The following is a 17,159-nucleotide window of genomic DNA, read 5'->3' as shown; positions in this document are numbered from 1 at the left end:
AAATTCCTCCTTTTAAAGTAGAAACAGCTCCATAAATTCATGTACCTTCATTTCTGATAATGTCTTATAGTCATAGCAAATTTCTTCTAGTTTTTGCTGTTGTTTCGCTGGGTAGTGCGTCTGAATATTAAGCGAAAACTTTTCTTTAATTTGTGGAATAGCTTCCTCTCTGCGGAAACGATGTCCTAAAGGATACTCACATTCTACATTTTCCGTTAATGTCCCATCCTTGAAATAAATTTGAACTGCATTGGCGATTGAGCGCTTGCTCGGATCGAGGTAATCATGTGTGTATTGTTTATTTTCCACGACAACCATCTTATTTCTTAGTTGATCGATTATAGGTTCTGTTGCCGTTTCTTCCTCATAGTGCTCTGCCGTTATAGTTCCTTTTATCAGACCGATCGCGGTAATATATTGTAAACAATGATCACGGTCAGCCGGATTATGAAGGGGTCCCGTTTTGTCGATAATACGAATAGCAGATTCATGTGTTGTGATGACGATTCGTTCAATGTCATCCAAGCGGTCCTTCACTAATGGGGAAAGCTTGACAGCACACTCAGCTGCTGTTTGTGCGTGGAACTCCGCAGGATAAGAAACTTTAAATAATACATGTTCCATTACATAGGAATCGAGTGGACGACCAAGTTTCAGCTCTTGTTTATTAAATAAGACGTCTTGAAAGCCCCAGCCCGGTGCTGATAGAGCTGTTGGATATCCCATTTCCCCTTTAAGCGCCATCATCGCCAAATGTACACCGCGACTTGTTGCATCTCCTGCAGCCCATGATTTCCGAGAACCGGTATTTGGAGCATGTCTGTATGTTCGTAGACTAGAGTTATCCAACCACGCATTGGATAGAGCGTTTACGATTTCTTCTTTTGAGCCTCCAAGCATTTTCGTTACAACCGCAGTTGTGGCAATTTTGACGAATAAAACATGGTCAAGCCCAACTCGATTTAGACTATTTTCTAGTGCTAGTACGCCTTGGATTTCATGTGCTTTAATCATCATTTCTAACACGTATTGGATTGTTAAAGGCTCTTTTCCTTCTGCCACATTTTTTTGTGATAAATAATCGGCAACAGCAAGGATTCCACCTAGATTGTCTGATGGATGGCCCCACTCAGCAGCTAACCAAGTGTCATTGAAATCTAGCCATCTGATCATACAGCCAATATTAAAAGCTCCTTTTACTGGATCAAGGACAAAAGAGGTACCTGGTACTCTTGTGCCGTTTGGAACAACCGTGCCCGGCACAACTGGTCCTAATAGCTTCGTACATTCCGGGTAATTGAGTGCTAGAATGCCGCATCCAAGCGTGTCTAATAAGACATACTGTGCTGTTTGAAAAGCTTCCTCACTAACAATGTCTCTATGCAGCACGTAATCTGCTATTTCCTCTAGTGAAATATCTGTTTTCGTTCGCTCGTTTATAGATAACAAGTTAATCTTTCCTTTCGAATGATATTGGTTTAAAATTGATATGGATGTTTTGCAGAACATCCATTTGGCGGCGTGCTTTAAACTACTATTTGTCTATTGGTTTATAACAATGGCGCGTCGCTCGCCTGTATAATGTACCCTCGGTCGGAATAAGCGATTATTTGCATGCTGCTCCATCACATGCGCACATAAACCTACTGTTCTAGAACTATAGAAAATTGGCGTATACAAAGGAATCGGAATACCGAGCATCCAATATACCGGTGCTGCATAATAGTCAAGATTTGGGTAAATGCCTTTTTCTCTCTCCATTATTCTTTCCCCTGCTTCACACATTTGATAAAGAAGATCATCTCCTTTTATCTCACATAATTGACGTAAAGCATCTTTCATGATGGTTGCTCTAGGATCCATTTTTTTCATATAAACTCGATGACCAAATCCCATAATCCGGTCTTTATTAGCCAATTTTGTTTCCAGCACCTTTTCAAATTCTGCTACCGTTTTTGCTTCTAGCAGCATATACATAACCGCTTCATTCGCTCCGCCGTGCAAATTTCCTTTTAGAGAAGCGACTGCTCCAGTAAGTGCACCGTACATATCGGATTTTGTAGAGGCGATCACTCGTGCAGTAAACGTAGAGTTAGGCATTTCATGCTCGCTATACAAAACAAGGGAACGATCAAATATCTGTTCTTCTAACGGGGTAGGTTTTTTACCCGTAATCATATAAAAAAAGTTTGCGCTGTATGATAATTCCGGAAGTGGTGCTATTACATCTTGCTGCTCCAAGACTCTATAGCTATTTGCAACGAGATTCGGAACTTTCCCTAATAGTTTATAAGCCTTTTTCATATTTGCTTCTACTGAGCTATCATCGATTTGTTGATCAAATCCTGCTAAAGCTGACAGTCCTGTGCGTAAAGCGTCCATAGGATGTGTATTAGCAGGTAAAAGCTTAAAGACATCTAGGATTTCGTTTGGTAGATCATATTCCCCTTTTAATATTTCTACTAAAGTTGTTTTTTCTTCTACACTTGGAAGTTCTCCTGCCAGTAACAGGTGAACAATGTCCAGATATTCTTTTGTTTTGGATAACTCAATTAGGTCATAACCTTGAATAACGATTTCTCCTTGTACCGTATCTAAAAAGGAAATTTTTGTTTCTGTTGCCACCACGCCGTCTAAACCTGGATAAAAATCTTTTACTGCTTCCATTTCAATACCTCCCGTTTCCTTTTTCTATTTCTCTCCATTTGAAAGCCCTTACAAACCTTGTGGTTGCGAAAGAAAGTAATCTATGTTCATGTCGATTGTCTATAAAAATAGACAATAAAAAAACAACTTCTTATAAGAAGTTGTTAAGGCACGAAGGAATACTTAAATAAACATGTTTGATGAGAAAACACACCCATTAGTCTCGCACTTAACACCCCCTATCCTCGTAGGTATCGATGCATGCTAAAATAGGCAGGTCTCCTGGCTTATGATCAATGCTCTTCGAACCTTCCCATTTTCTATTCAAGAAAACAGTGGCATTTTCGAATCGCTCCCATACACAGTTGCGGGACAGCGTCGGACTCTAACCGAACTTCCCTTTTAAGCCGAATAGTTAGTCTCTATACGGCACCTATTTCTACACCTATTCAATTTTCTATTCAAACATATCAAATATTCTTAACATTGACAATTGTTTTTTTAGAAACATTTACTATTTTCTGCTTTGAAAAGTTTTAATTTCTATTTTGAAAAAGGTTATAAGATCGATGCATGAAATGTTTTACTCCTAAGAACGTATGCCGTAACTAGCAGATATAATAGAATCTAGTTCTGTCGAAAGGAATTTTATACAATTCCTCTTCCCTTACAAACTGGGCATTTTATATCCATCGGTAAGGGAAGGAATATTTTGATCTTACCTGTCCCTTTACATTTTTGACATACCATTTGTACTTCCTCCCATCGTATCATTTGCTTTGGTCATTTGATCATCTCGAATGGTTCCTTTTTTCTTATAGCGAATTCTTATTGAGTCAATGAGGTGTTCTATTTCCTCTTCATCCAACATATCGATTTTTGCTAACCGTCGAGTAATATATGGTACAAAATCGTCCTCATTTTCTTCTATGGCTTTATTGTCCCTCTCCACTGTGCGCTCAAGGTTTGAAAAATACATAGCCATACTCCCTGTGATAGAGCCGATCAATCCAATGCCAACTAACATTAGAATTCCTGCTATTATTCTACCTCCCATAGTAACGGGGGAAATATCTCCGTATCCTACAGTAGAGACTGTTACAACTGCCCACCAAATAGAATCTAAAAAGCTGTTGATATTCTGATTATGCCCCTTCTCTAATATAAAATTGCTTGTAGCGCCCCATGTTAATACGATGAGAGTGAAAGCAAATACATAGTTTAAGCCACCAGATTTGAAAATACCTTGTAACGTTTTAGAAACCTTCATTATTCGAAACAAACGGACTAGACGCATTAAACGTGCCACTTTAAAAAAAGCATCTAAAGGGATGATAGCTATTAGGTCAAATATATTTTCTTTAACAAACTTCCCTTTATCGGAGGCGATTGATAATCTGATTATGTATTCTATAAAAAAATAGAAGATGAGGCTATAATCTATCCATTTGATTTGTTTAGCTTCTAGGATTTCACTACCAGTATATCCTGCGATAGTTATTGTTAAATATAATAAGATTAATAGAAAGATAAAAAACTCGTAAACAATACTAAATCCCTTTATCTTCATCCGATCACTCTCCAAGTATGTAAAGCACTTTGGGGTACTTTATCTATCATTACCCTATTTTAAATTGAAATATCACTATAAAAGATATATTTATTCTAGAATTAGTTTACCCAGCAGATTGCTTTTGTATTCCTAAACCTTCTTTTCATTATTTCTATCCAAGCAACAAGAGCTAATGTTAAAAAGATATCAATGTCCAGTTATAGCGAAAGCTTGTTGTATCTCAACCCCTTAATAACTAGGAAGCCCGCTAGTCGTATAAAAAAACCGATTTTTCCTAGAGAAAGGAAAGATCGGTTAGTAGTTTCACATCACATTATGTTCTATCCCAAAAACGTTGCTGAGCAATTGCAGAGACAAATTCGTTGCTAAAGTTTGGATTATTATTCGCAAAAATAACACCTACTAGATTATTTTTATCAGAAGCTTTAATGTAAGACTGTCCTGTTGAGGCAACACCAATTGGTTTAAAGTTTTTATATGCGGTATTCACGAAATACTTAATATCTTGTTTTAGCTTTGGTTTATTTTCTACATTACCTCCTACCACATAAAAGGAATCAACTAAATAAGGACTAGACGTAAGGAAAGTCTTATTGACTTGGATTTGTGTTCCGTCATCACCGGTTACTATGCCAAGCCTTTCACTAACAATCTCCATAAAAACTCCATTTTGCTGTAAGAAATTTAGTACAGATGTGACCTCTTGCCCATTAAAGCCATTGCTAATTAATACACCAACTTTTTGTGTATAAGCATAACTTGGTGTACTGTACTGGCTAAGGGAAGGATAACTTGTAGTAACAGGTACATTAGTTCCACTTGGTCTATCAACTCCGATATTATCCGCAACGATAGTGGCCATTTCCTTGTCTACATTGACTAACATATCAACGTTTTGTTGGCGGACCGATTCACTCATTACATTTGCAAGCTGGTAACTAAGTGCCTCGATCGTGTGTTGCTTCTCAATTGGAGTTAGGCTATTCCAAAAGATCCTCGGCTGCGTGAAGAAATCATCGAACGATTTACTTCTTGCCCGTATGACATGCCCATCTACCTTTTTCGGATAGGATTCGTATCCGCCTTCTTCTGGAGGCGTCGTATACGGTGTATTATTTGCTAACGAGTTATAATGATAGTTTACTTGATCCACATCGATTCGATATCTCATAAAGCCCTGTCGTTGATTATTATGAAACGGGCAAATTGGTCGGTTGATCGGTAAGTCCTGAAAGTTAGCACTGCCGAGACGATGATATTGCGCACTTTGGTAAGCTATTATTCTTCCCTGAAGGACAGGATCGTTAGAAAAATCGATTCCTGGAACGACATTTGCAGGGTTGAACGCCACTTGTTCCAATTCTGCAAATTCATTATCCACATTCCGATTTAGTGTCATCTTTCCGATCAGCTGAACCGGGACAATTTCTTCCGGCCAAAATTTTGAAGGGTCCAAGACATCAAATTCAAATTTAAATTCATCCTCCAAAGCGATCAACTGGACACCTAATTCATATTCAGCATAAGCACCACGATCAATAGCTTCTCTCAGATCCCGTCTGTGGAAATCCGGATCGATTCCGCCAATTTTCTGCGCTTCATCTTGAAGCAGAGAATGGACACCCAGGACAGGCTTCCAAACAAACCTTACAAATGTGGCTACACCTTGATCATTAACAAATAAGTAAGTATTGATCGACCAGGATTCCATCATTCGATAACTTCTTAAAAGTCCCCTATCCGACATAATCCACAGTACCATATGAAGCCCTTCCTGGTTATTTGCGACATAATCCCAAAAAGTATCATGGGCACCAGCGGCTGTTGGCATTCCAGTCCTTGGCTCAGGTTGATATGCGTGCATTGCATCAGGGAACTTCATCGCATCTTGATTGATTAGTACAGGCATAGCAATTGTAGTTAAATCATAATTTCCTTCTTCTGTATAGAATTTAACGCCTTTGCAACGTAAGTCTCTTGCTGTATCCTTCGAGCCTTTGCTCCCTTGTACAGTGGAAAACCGGACAAATACTGAAGTCTTTTTCCCAGCCTCCTGTAAAAAGCCGGCTTTTGTAAACTGCTTCATTGACTGATAGCATTCAAACTCTCCATGTGCTCCATACCCTCTTGCATGCACTTTTCTTTCAGGTATCGGCTCATGAACAAAATGGGTCATCTTTTCAAAGAAATCATAATCCTGACGTAATGTTGGACCGCGGACACCGGCTTTTAATTGGTCCTCATCGTTCGATATTTTTCTCGATTGATTTGTTGTCAATGGATTTCCTGTATTTTGTACTCGAAATTGTTCTAATTGTTCATTTTTGCTATTTTCATCCACATTTCTGTTGCCTTCCTGTGATCTATTATCATTCATATAATCACCTACCAAATCGTTTATTTTACTTCACCTTTAACTCTATGCATACTTACCAACATTATTCATTTCGTGTCTTTCACTCTTTTGAAAAAATAATTTGTTCAAATAATAGAAAAAAGAAATCCCCTGTCTTAAAAAAAGACAGAGGATTTCACAATTAGATTAGTAAGTTATTCTTAATGGTTTTCAACGGAAGCAGTTTCTACAAGAGTACCTTTAACTTTCGTTTTTCTAATCATATAAACTACAATCAGTAAAATAAACCATACTGGAGTTACAAACAAGGCAACTCTCGTATCTGCTGCAAGCGCTAAAATGACAAGAACAAAAGCTAAGAAAGCAAGGATTAAGTAATTTGCAAATGGATACAGTGGCATCTTGAACTTATTTACTTTAGCTAGTTCAGGTCTTGTTTTACGATATTTTAAATGACAAATTACTGTAATCCCCCAAATAAAGATAAAACATACGGTAGAAATACTAGTAATTAAAGTAAACACTCCTTCAGGCATTACATAGTTCAATACCACAGCAATTAGAATAACGATCGTGGAAAAGAACAATGCATTGGAAGGAACTTGACGTGTAGTCAATTTTGTTAACGGTACTGGTGCGTTTTTATCTTTAGCCAATGAAAATAGCATGCGGCTTGTACTAAATATAGCACTGTTACATGCAGAAGCGGCAGATGTTAACACAACAAAATTAACAATACCAGCAGCTGCAGCAATACCTACCGCTACAAAAACTTGAACGAATGGACTTTCCATTGGATTAATCGCATTCCATGGATAAATACTCATAATGACAATCAGTGCTCCGATGTAGAATATTAATATACGAATCGGGATATTATTGATTGCTTTTGGAATTACTTTTTCGGGATTTTCTGTTTCTCCTGCTGTAAGACCAACAAGTTCAATTCCGACAAACGCAAACACAACCATTTGGAAGGAGAGTAAAAATCCATTTATACCATTTGGGAACATGCCCCCATTGCCCCAAATATTTGAAAAGCTGGATGCCCCTGCATCGGTTGAAAACCCTTTAATAATCATGAAAATACCGATGACAATTAATGCTAAAATAGCAATTACTTTTATCAATGCGAACCAGAATTCCATTTCGCCAAAGAGCTTTACAGTTGCTAGATTCATAACTAGCAAAATAACAAGTGCGATTAGTCCAGGCATCCATTGAGGTACATCAGGAAGCCAGTATTGCGTATAAAGCCCAACTGCCGTTAAGTCTGCCATCGCTATAGAGATCCAGCAGAACCAATACGTCCATCCTGTGATGAATGCTGCCATGTTACCCATATAATCTTGTACAAAATCTACAAAAGAATGATAGTTTAAATTCGATAGAAGTAGTTCTCCCAGTGCACGCATGATTAAAAAACAAATAATCCCTGTTATCAAATACGCAAATAATATGGAAGGCCCTGCTAAGTGAATAGATTTACCTGCTCCTAGAAACAAGCCTGTCCCAATTGCACCTCCAATAGCAATCAACTGAACATGTCTGTTTTTTAAACCTCTTGCTAGCTGCTGTTCTTGCATATAGTCGCCCTCTTTCTCTAGTTCAAACGATTTCCATTATTAAAATGATTAAAAATTTTAATATAAATAACAGTCTAGCATAATACTAGTATATTCGACAATATATGATTTTTCATAATTCCGAAAAAGGTAAATATTCTATATGAGGATTATTATTTTTAGTTATAAAAACCATCTAAACTCACTTATAAAAGATGTAGAAAAGGTAATACTTTGAATATGAATTTGAAGTGGAGGAAAAATATATTGAATACAACAAATCAAAAAATATCGATTTTTGCGCTCGGTGGCGTAAATGAAATCGGTAAAAATATGTATGTGTTACAATCCGATGATGACATTATCGTCATTGATTGCGGTTCTAAATTTCCAGATGAAAGTCTGTTAGGTATTGATTTAATCATCCAAGATATTTCGTACTTAAAAGAAAATCAAGAAAAAATTAGGGCACTTATTGTAACACATGGACATGAAGATCACACGGGAGGTATCCCCTACTTCTTAAAGCAACTAAACGTCCCAATATATGCTACTAATTTAACGTTAGGGCTAATTGAAATTAAGTTAAAGGAGCATGGCCTCTTAAGATCAACAAAGTTGTTTCTAATAGATAGTGAATCGGAGCTACAGTTTGGCACGATTAGGACAACCTTTTTTAAAACTAGTCACAGTATTCCGGACTGTCTTGGAATAGCTTTCCATACTTCACAAGGTACAATCGTGCATACAGGAGATTTTAAGTTTGATTGGACCCCGGTTGATAAACACGGTCCTGACATTCACAAAATGGCGGCGCTAGGAGAAAATGGTGTTTTACTGCTCCTATCCGAAAGTACGAATGCAGAAAGACCAGGTTCTACTCCTTCGGAACGGCTCGTAGGAGATCATATAGAAGAAGCATTTCGCCACGCACCTAGAAAGGTCTTCATCTCTACATTCGCTTCCAATGTGCACCGGATTCAACAAATTATAGAGGCAGCTATTAAGACAAATCGCAAAATTGCTTTACTTGGACGTAGTATGGTCAATGTAGTAGCAGTTGCGATTGATCGAGGATACTTGGAAGTACCTGAGGGTATGATTATAGAAGCAAATGAAGTCAACTCGATGGATCCAGAAAAAGTGGTTATTCTATGTACAGGGAGTCAGGGTGAGCCTATGGCGGCATTATCCCGTTTATCAAGTTCAAACTTTAGGCAAATTGAGGTTCTTCCGGATGACACGGTCATTCTAGCAGCAGGTCCTATTCCGGGGAATGAACGGAGTATCTCTCGAATAGTGGATAATTTGTTTCAATTAGGAGCTAGAGTAATTTATGGTTCCGGTACTGTTACTGGACTTCATGTTTCAGGACATGCTTGTCAGGAAGAGTTGAAACTGATGCTGACGCTAATGAAACCAAAGTACTTTGTCCCTATTCACGGAGAATATCGTATGCTTCATCAGCACAAACTACTAGCCGAATCTGTTGGAGTCCATTCCGAAAACATTTTTATTGTTAGTAATGGAGACGTCGTCGATATTGAGAACAATGAGGCCATTCAAACGAGAAGTGTAGACGCAGGAAATGTTTTCGTTGACGGCATCGGCATTGGTGATGTTGGTGAAATCATCCTACGCGATCGCAAAGTACTTTCAGAAGACGGCATGCTAGTCATTGTTACGACGATAAGCAAATCAGCCGGAAGAATTATTTCAGGTCCTGATACAATTTCCAGAGGTTTTATTTACGGTCCAGAATCTGGTGAGCTTATAAACGAAGTGAATGAAGCCGTGCAAGCCACTATTCATAAAATGAAAGATAAAAATAGAAACCAACGTGTACTAAAACAAAGCATCAAAAAATCAGTGGAGCAGCTCCTATATTCTCGCACAAAGCGGAAGCCAATGATTCTTCCGATTATGATCGAAGTGTGATATCTCATGGAAGAAGATACAAAAGATTTACTACAGAAAGGTTATAAGAAATATAACGGGCATGAAGTAGATGTCTATTTTCATACTGGTAAATGCACACATGCAGCCAATTGTCTAAAATATTTACCCTCTACCTTCAACATGAATAGAAAGCCCTGGATACTGCCCGATGCTGCACTTAGGGAAGATGTAAAAAGAGTGATTGCAACCTGTCCTAGCGAAGCGTTGTTATATATAGAAAAAAATGACTCATTCTTCGTTTAAGTACAAAGGCATGGAATATCCTCCTGCCTTTTATCCAGTTAATGGCTAAGGGCAATCACACAATCATTGAAAGCTACCAATTCAATTCGGGAGGCAACTAAATCAGCATAAGAGCAACCAAATGGATGGTAAAAGCAACCTATTCTTAAAAAAACAAGTTTACTTGTAGTGACACCGATACCTCCCTTGCAGTTTTCCAATAAAGCTAAGTACCTCGGTGCACAATTCTTCTATAGTCTCCTAACCAACAAAAAACGCTACTGCATTTTTTGCAGTAGCGTTTTAATATTTATAATGTAATCGCACCAGTCAATACGGCTGCAATCGTCATAACTACGCAAGTACCAAAAGCCCATTTAAATAAGAATTTTTGATGTTCACCAAAATTCACTCCAACTAACCCAATTAGGATAAAAGTAGCTGGCACTAATGGCGACAACGGGAATCCTGCAGTTGAATGCCCTAGTAATGCAGCTCGTCCGATTTCCACTGGATCAATACCAAAACCAGCCGCTGTTTCACTTAAAATAGGAAGAATACCAAAGTAGTATGCATCCGGAGAAAAAACAAGACCCATCGGAATACTAGTAAGTGCAACAATTACAGGCATATGACTTCCAAGCGACTCAGGAATTACCGAAACGAGCGTTGACGCCATCGCATCCATCATACCTGTTCCACTGAAAATACCTGTAAAAATCCCTGCTGCAAAAACCATCGTACTAATCATGACAAAGTTATTTGCATGGCGTAAAATTTGATCTTGTTGTTTTTGTGCATCCGGAAAGTTAACTACTAAAGCAATGGCAAATGCTGTGGCAAATAAAATAGCAATCGGCAATATATCCATTACAAGTAAAGCCATTAATACGATCGTTAAGAAAAGATTAAACCAATAAATTTTAGAAACGCCTTTTTGTTCAACAGTCGTTGCGGCTAATTCTGCAACAGAAGTGGCTGGATCTTCCAACACAATTACTCCAAGCCTTGCTCTTTCCCTCTTCCCTAACAAATAAGCAGAAAATAACGTCCACAATAACCCAGCAATCATCACGGGTATTAACGGGATAAATAAATCGGCAACTTCCACTTGAAGGCTTGCTGCTGCTCGAACGAGTGGTCCTCCCCAAGGAATAATGTTCATTACACCTGCTGCCAAAGCTACTACGCAGGCTAGCACTAATCGACTCATCCCAAGCCGTATGTATAAAGGAAGCATGGCAGTAACGGATACCATAAATGTAGAAGAACCATCTCCATCTAAACCTACCAATATAGTTATAACAGCAGTAGCCAAAACTACCTTCAATGGATCCCCTTTTACAAGAGTCAAAATTCGGTTAATCATTGGATCAAATAATCCAACGTCTATCATTAAGCCAAAATACAGGATGGCAAAAACAATCATAACCGCAGTAGGAGTAACTTTGAGGATACCTGCCATCATCATCTCGCCCATCTCAGGACCAAATCCTGCAATCAGCGCAAACACAATTGCTACACCGATAAAAGCTACTACTACAGAGAGCCGCTTAGTAATTACTAAAAATAAAAAAGTAACAATCATCAAAAAACCTAACAAAGCCAACATGGATTTATTTCCCCTCTAGTTCGCGCATCGAATCACGAATTTTCTATGTATATGCAATATATTTTATAAAGTATGCACTATTAAGTCAAGTTTAATTTTTTAGAAAATTGTCAACAATATGTGGATGCATCTTATATTTTTATTCAGCTACAGGAGAAATTACAGAAATAAGTATAGATATTCACTTAAAAGTCTATTCTATAAACTAAGTAAGGAATGAGAGGAGCTACTATTCCAGATGAAATTTAAACTACCTTTCAAAAAGAAACAGCAACCATCCGAGGAAATGAATGTCGTCAAAGAAAATATAGAATTGATTGCTCCTTCAGAAAACGATTTTACTCAGTTAATAAAAGATGCTACCAACAATCCTGCTGATCTAATCATTAAATCCATTCCACCAAATCTAACTCTTATTTACATAAATAATTTAGTAAATGATCAGACTTTAAACGAGCATATTATAACGAATCTACAAAATAAATTTTATGAAACGCCAGAAGCGATTTGGCCTGCCCTTTCGATACCAGAGGTGAATATATCTAGTCAGCTAGAAGAAACAATAACTTCGCTAGTAAAAGGAAGTGCTCTTATTTATGTGGATGGTTTTTCACAAGTGGTGTTAGCACCGATCCCTAAACGAGAATCGCGGAGTTTATCAACACCTGAGAATGAATCACAAGTAATTGGAGCGCAAGTCGGGTTCAATGAAAGTCTTTCCACTAATGTCTCCTTGGTTCGTCGCTATATAGTAAGTCCTAATTTGTGTAATGAAGAAATGAAAATCGGAAAGCGTACACATACTTCCGTCTCACTTCTATATATGAACGGTCTTGCTTCTGATCAAATGGTAAATACGCTTCGTCAACGGATAAAAGATGTGGATGTGGATGCTTTACTAGATAGTGCGGTACTTCTTGAAATGATTGATGACAACACACTTTCTCCTTTTCCCCATATGCTTTTAACGGAAAGACCAGACAGGTTTTGTGATGGTCTATTAAATGGAAAATTGGGAGTCATAGTCGAGGGTAGCTCACTAGCAATAGTTTGTCCTCAATCATTTATTGAATTCTTTGAGAGCAGAGAAGATCAAAATCTACGATGGCAAGTTGCCACATTTGCACGCTTATTAAGATTTACAGCTATTTTTCTATCTGTTTTTTTAACGCCTATCTATGTAGGCGCGCTCACATTTCACTATGAAGTTATTCCACAGGCCTTCTTAGTTCCATTAAGTGAATCGAGGGCGTTAGTTCCTTTCCCCCCTGTATTTGAAGCATTACTTCTTGAGTTGATCATTGAACTGCTAAGAGAGGCTGGAGCAAGATTACCTACAAAGATTGGTCAAACGATTGGTATCGTAGGCGGTATCGTAATTGGAACAGCGGCTGTACAAGCAGGAATCACGAGTAATATATTACTTATTTTTGTTGCTTTAAGTGCATTAGCTTCCTTTACAACGCCAAGTTATACGATGGGAAATGTAATCCGTCTCATACGCTTCCCCATCATTTTAATGGCTGGATTTTGGGGATTTTATGGTATTATGCTTGCCTTTTGTTTTCTACTTATTCACCTATTACGTCAATCAAGCTTGGGTGCACCATATTTGTCTCCTTATTATCCACCAAGGTTGAAAGATATGCGGGATAGTATTATAAAACTTCCCTTGCCATTAATAGCGAAAAGAGCGTCTCTTACAAGACCGGCTGATCAAGAGAAATTCGATCCTGAACCTGTAAAACCGGAAAAAAGTTGAACTGAAGGTGGAATAAATGAAAAGCTCTATACATTTTAGTCCTAAAGATATGATTAACGCTTCTTTACTTTTTTTTGTGGTTCATGGAGCTCAAGTAGGGGTCGGTATTCATGGTTTTCAGCGCATTGTATATCAAGATGCAAAACAAGATGCCTGGATTTCCGTTATTCTGGCAGGTCTTGCCACTCATATCGTCGCTATTTGTATGATTAAAACATTAGAAATATACGGCTCTAATGATCTTTACGGAATTCATCAAGAGGTTTACGGAAAATGGATTGGAAATTTCTTTAATGTTATTTATATATTGTATTGTGGTATCGCATTTTTCTCTGTCTTGCGAAATTATATTGAAGTTATTCAGACATGGATTTTTCCAGGATTAGCTACTTGGTTTCTTTCTGGAACCTTACTTTTAATCACTATTTATGCGTTTACAGGTGGGCTTCGGGTAATTGTAGGCGTAGCATTTTTTAGTATCATGCTCGCTTTATGGATTATTCCAATGCTATTATTTCCTTTAAAATATGCATATACAGAAGGTCTGTACCCCATTTTGGAAGCTGATATAAGTTCTATATTAAAAGGCGCAAAGTCGATGGCATTCACGATTATAGGGTTTGAAATACTTCAAATCATTTATCCTTTTGTAAAAGATAAAGAAAATGTGAAAAAGAATGTCCATTTTAGCTTGTTATTCACTACAGTCCTTTATCTAGTTTTAATGCTCGTCTCCCTCACTTATTATAGCGAAGGAAAGTTAGAGAAAACGATCTGGGCAACATTAACTCTTTTCAGCTTTATTAGTTTTCCTTTTATGGAGCGATTTGAATTTGTGGCAATTTGTTTTTGGATGTTGATCATCTTACCGAATCTATGTCTTTATTTATGGGCTGCTTATCGCGGTGCACAAAGAGTATTTAAAATCAGTGGGACGAAATTTGTTTGGATTTTTTCTATTCTTGTTTTTATAGCTACAGTGATTATTCAAAGTAGGACCCAAATAAATACGATTAATACTCAATTTGGACATATAGCTTTTTATATTATATTTGTCTATCCTATAATTTTGCTGTTCATAGCGATGCTGAAAAAGAAATTTACATCAAAGAAGGAGCAAAATAATGAGAAAGTTTAAAATCTATTTTATCCTTCTTGTTCTATTCAGCATTTTAGTTGGTTGCACTGAAACAAATATATTGGATCGAGTAGGATTAACCACTTTAGTCGGTTATGATGTTGGGACTGAAGAAAAAATGTCCACTACTGCGGTTGTTAGGGAAGTAAACCCTGAATTTCAAAGCAATGTAGAAGTGATTACAACGGAAAACGAAACAAGTAAAGGAAATAGAATGAAAGCCAATCGAAAGTTATCCAAAAAAATTACGGTCGGTCAGATGCGAGTCGTTTTGTTTGGTGAAGAAGTGGCAAAAGATGATCTTCACTTTTACATAGACTCTCTCTTAGAAAATCCGTCTGTTAGTAATGGGCTCTATTTGGCGGTCGTAGAAGGAGAAACATCCGAATTACTTCAACACGAATATAAAAATATAGACGATATTGGACAACATATATATAGATTAATGGAACAAAATATTAAAAATGAACATATGATTTCTTCTACCTTGCATGAAATTGCTCACGATTTTTATATGGAGGGCAAGGATAGTGCAATGCCAATCATTAAAAAGGATGAAGAATTAGTCGAGCTAACCGGTGTTGCCTTATTTAATGGCGGCAAAATGGTAAGCGCATTTCCAGTAGAAGATAGCTTTTATTTGAAGCTTATGAGAGACAGTTTTAAATCAGGCTTATTTGAAACTATCTTACAAGAAGATGAAATCCCTCCTAAACTGGCGAAAAACAAAGTTAACGAAATGCCATTAGCTTTTGATGCTATTCGTTCCAAAAGAAAGATGAAATTAGTAGATCCTGGGACACCTGAATTTGACGTGCAGTTAAATATTAAAGCAAGGCTATTAGAAGTACATCCTGATATAAACACAGGCGATCCAAAAGTAATCGAAGAACTTGAAAATGCGGTAAGTAAAAATTTATCCAATGAGATATCTAGGATTATTGCTCAATCTCAAAATGTTCAATCGGATATCTTTGGCTTTGGCGATAAATATAGAAGCTCGGTTAGAAACTCTAAGTTAACGAAAGAGAAATGGCATGTAATGTATAAGAATATGAAGATAAATGTAAAGGTTAAGTTTGAAATACTTAGAGATGGCGTTTTTGAGTAAGCATATTAATCGCCATTAAGATATTGACCAATCATGACGGCTAAAAAATGTTGAAAGAATATATCATAATTTAAATCTAAAGCAATTCGATGCTTTTTATTTTTGTTTGTTTTTTGCGTATTGGAGTGATGATTCTCCGCAATGCTTTGCCCTCTTGCAGGACCAACAAGATCAAGTACGATACTTATGGGAAATGATTGAAAAGAGAACATTTCAGGATGCATTACGGCCATTAACGTTACAACATCATGAACAGGTGCGCCTTGTAGAGACGGGTCTCGTTCCTGATAAAAGCGTGTATAGTATTCCATTAATGATTTGAGGATTTTGGTTTTCCCGAATTGGTCAATATAATCTACCATGCCAGGTGTAACAATCGCTTTTTGCGTTGCATTCAACGGAATAATTGTGACGTTATTTGCGTAAGTTAGCACAATATTCACAGCAATTGGATCCCCATAAAAGTTTGCTTCTGCAACGGTTGTTACATTGCCTGGTACACCAAAAGCTCCACCCATAATATAATACTCCTCTATATTATTCATCAATTCCCTGTAGAGAATGAACATCGTAGCTAAGGAAGTAAGTCGACCAATATTGACGATCACTAAATCATTCTTGTAAGTTTCTATGATTTTCACTATTTCAAAAAAATTTTCGAGTTCAAATTCTTGATCGTCGTTGGGAATAATAGGTCCTAATCCATGTTCTCCATGAATCTCTGGATAAAAAGCTGGCTGCTCCCCTGTTAAAGGTACGTCCGCCCCATGTATAATAGGGATAAAATTAGGATAGTCAAATACTTTTGTTAAGTAATGTATATTAGAAACTGCATCCTCTCTTGATACATTGCCATAGTCGGCTACTATTCCTACAATCTCTACCTCTTTATTTAAGCTTGCATAAATGAGAGCAACTGTATCATCGATGCCAATATCACCAAATAATAATACTTTCTTTCCCACGGTGATCCCTCTGCTTTCAATTTTATTTTAATATACTATGCGATTGTAGTTTGTCTTTATTCTGGTTACTAACATGTATTTCGTTTGCTACATAAAGAAAATCATTACATTAAGTTTACATAATATTATTATTTTAATCTCTTATATGTTAGTTCTTCGAATAACAGGTTATTAAATTATCCGAAAACTCTTGCTTTACCCTTTTGCTAATGTAAAATATAAGAGAATGAATTCAACCTCCAAACATTAG

General features: G+C 37.2%; 12 protein-coding genes and 1 riboswitch. Of the genes, 5 read left to right on the top strand and 7 right to left on the bottom strand.

Annotation, left to right across the window (positions count from 1 at the left end):
- Window positions 1–12: 12 nt before the first annotated feature.
- The 5 genes from ACIP9W_RS08390 to ACIP9W_RS08370 all read right to left on the bottom strand — a co-directional run bounded on the left by ACIP9W_RS08390 (window position 13) and on the right by ACIP9W_RS08370 (window position 8,161).
- A complete protein-coding gene (locus ACIP9W_RS08390; protein ID WP_400788113.1) occupies window positions 13–1,449 on the bottom strand; it encodes a bifunctional 2-methylcitrate dehydratase/aconitate hydratase in 1,437 nt (478 codons plus the stop codon).
- A 93-nt stretch (window positions 1,450–1,542) separates the two neighbouring features.
- Window positions 1,543–2,667: a citrate synthase gene (gene mmgD / locus ACIP9W_RS08385; RefSeq protein WP_400788111.1), complete on the bottom strand. Its 1,125-nt coding sequence runs from the start codon at window positions 2,665–2,667 to the stop codon at window positions 1,543–1,545.
- Between the two features lie 234 nt (window positions 2,668–2,901).
- A riboswitch (cobalamin riboswitch) is annotated at window positions 2,902–3,098 on the bottom strand.
- 278 nt (window positions 3,099–3,376) lie between these two features.
- Window positions 3,377–4,216 (bottom strand): ion transporter, encoded by an 840-nt coding sequence (locus ACIP9W_RS08380; RefSeq protein ID WP_400788109.1) that lies wholly within the window; start codon window positions 4,214–4,216, stop codon window positions 3,377–3,379.
- Window positions 4,217–4,532: 316 nt separating this feature from the next.
- Window positions 4,533–6,596 (bottom strand): catalase, encoded by a 2,064-nt coding sequence (locus ACIP9W_RS08375; protein WP_400788107.1) that lies wholly within the window; start codon window positions 6,594–6,596, stop codon window positions 4,533–4,535.
- Between the two features lie 179 nt (window positions 6,597–6,775).
- Window positions 6,776–8,161, bottom strand: a complete 1,386-nt coding sequence (locus ACIP9W_RS08370) for an amino acid permease (RefSeq protein WP_400788105.1) — start codon at window positions 8,159–8,161, stop codon at window positions 6,776–6,778.
- 246 nt (window positions 8,162–8,407) lie between these two features.
- On the opposite strand from ACIP9W_RS08370, the gene ACIP9W_RS08365 reads away from it, so the two are divergent.
- Together ACIP9W_RS08365 and ACIP9W_RS08360 are read left to right on the top strand one after the other, a co-directional pair.
- Complete coding sequence (locus ACIP9W_RS08365; protein WP_400788103.1) at window positions 8,408–10,078, top strand: ribonuclease J; 1,671 nt, start codon at window positions 8,408–8,410, stop codon at window positions 10,076–10,078.
- A gap of 6 nt (window positions 10,079–10,084) precedes the next feature.
- Window positions 10,085–10,342, top strand: coding sequence for a (4Fe-4S)-binding protein (locus ACIP9W_RS08360; RefSeq protein ID WP_400788101.1), 258 nt, complete (start codon window positions 10,085–10,087; stop codon window positions 10,340–10,342).
- A gap of 289 nt (window positions 10,343–10,631) precedes the next feature.
- Here ACIP9W_RS08360 and ACIP9W_RS08355 read toward each other — a convergent pair whose 3' ends face one another.
- A complete protein-coding gene (locus tag ACIP9W_RS08355) occupies window positions 10,632–11,933 on the bottom strand; it encodes a CitMHS family transporter (RefSeq protein WP_400788099.1) in 1,302 nt (433 codons plus the stop codon).
- A 238-nt stretch (window positions 11,934–12,171) separates the two neighbouring features.
- Between ACIP9W_RS08355 and ACIP9W_RS08350 the strand changes: the two genes are divergently transcribed.
- From ACIP9W_RS08350 to ACIP9W_RS08340, 3 genes are read left to right on the top strand one after another with little or no spacing between them, the layout of a single operon-like run.
- Window positions 12,172–13,695, top strand: coding sequence for a spore germination protein (locus ACIP9W_RS08350; RefSeq protein WP_400788097.1), 1,524 nt, complete (start codon window positions 12,172–12,174; stop codon window positions 13,693–13,695).
- Window positions 13,696–13,711: 16 nt separating this feature from the next.
- The gene (locus tag ACIP9W_RS08345; protein WP_400788095.1) at window positions 13,712–14,833 is read left to right on the top strand and encodes a GerAB/ArcD/ProY family transporter; all 1,122 of its coding nucleotides are present in this window, start codon (window positions 13,712–13,714) and stop codon (window positions 14,831–14,833) included.
- Entirely contained in the window at window positions 14,820–15,944 is a 1,125-nt protein-coding gene (locus ACIP9W_RS08340) for a Ger(x)C family spore germination protein (protein WP_400788093.1), read from the top strand. Before ACIP9W_RS08345 ends, ACIP9W_RS08340 begins: the two co-directional genes overlap by 14 nt.
- 5 nt (window positions 15,945–15,949) lie before the next feature.
- Here ACIP9W_RS08340 and ACIP9W_RS08335 read toward each other — a convergent pair whose 3' ends face one another.
- Window positions 15,950–16,909: a nucleoside hydrolase gene (locus ACIP9W_RS08335; protein WP_400788091.1), complete on the bottom strand. Its 960-nt coding sequence runs from the start codon at window positions 16,907–16,909 to the stop codon at window positions 15,950–15,952.
- Window positions 16,910–17,159 lie beyond the last annotated feature (250 nt).

It is taken from the genome of Psychrobacillus sp. NPDC093180, from assembly GCF_044754065.1.
Lineage (GTDB): Bacteria > Bacillota > Bacilli > Bacillales_A > Planococcaceae > Psychrobacillus.
The sequence above is the reverse complement of the archived record's forward strand: the minus strand, read 5'-3'. Positions and strand labels throughout refer to the sequence as shown.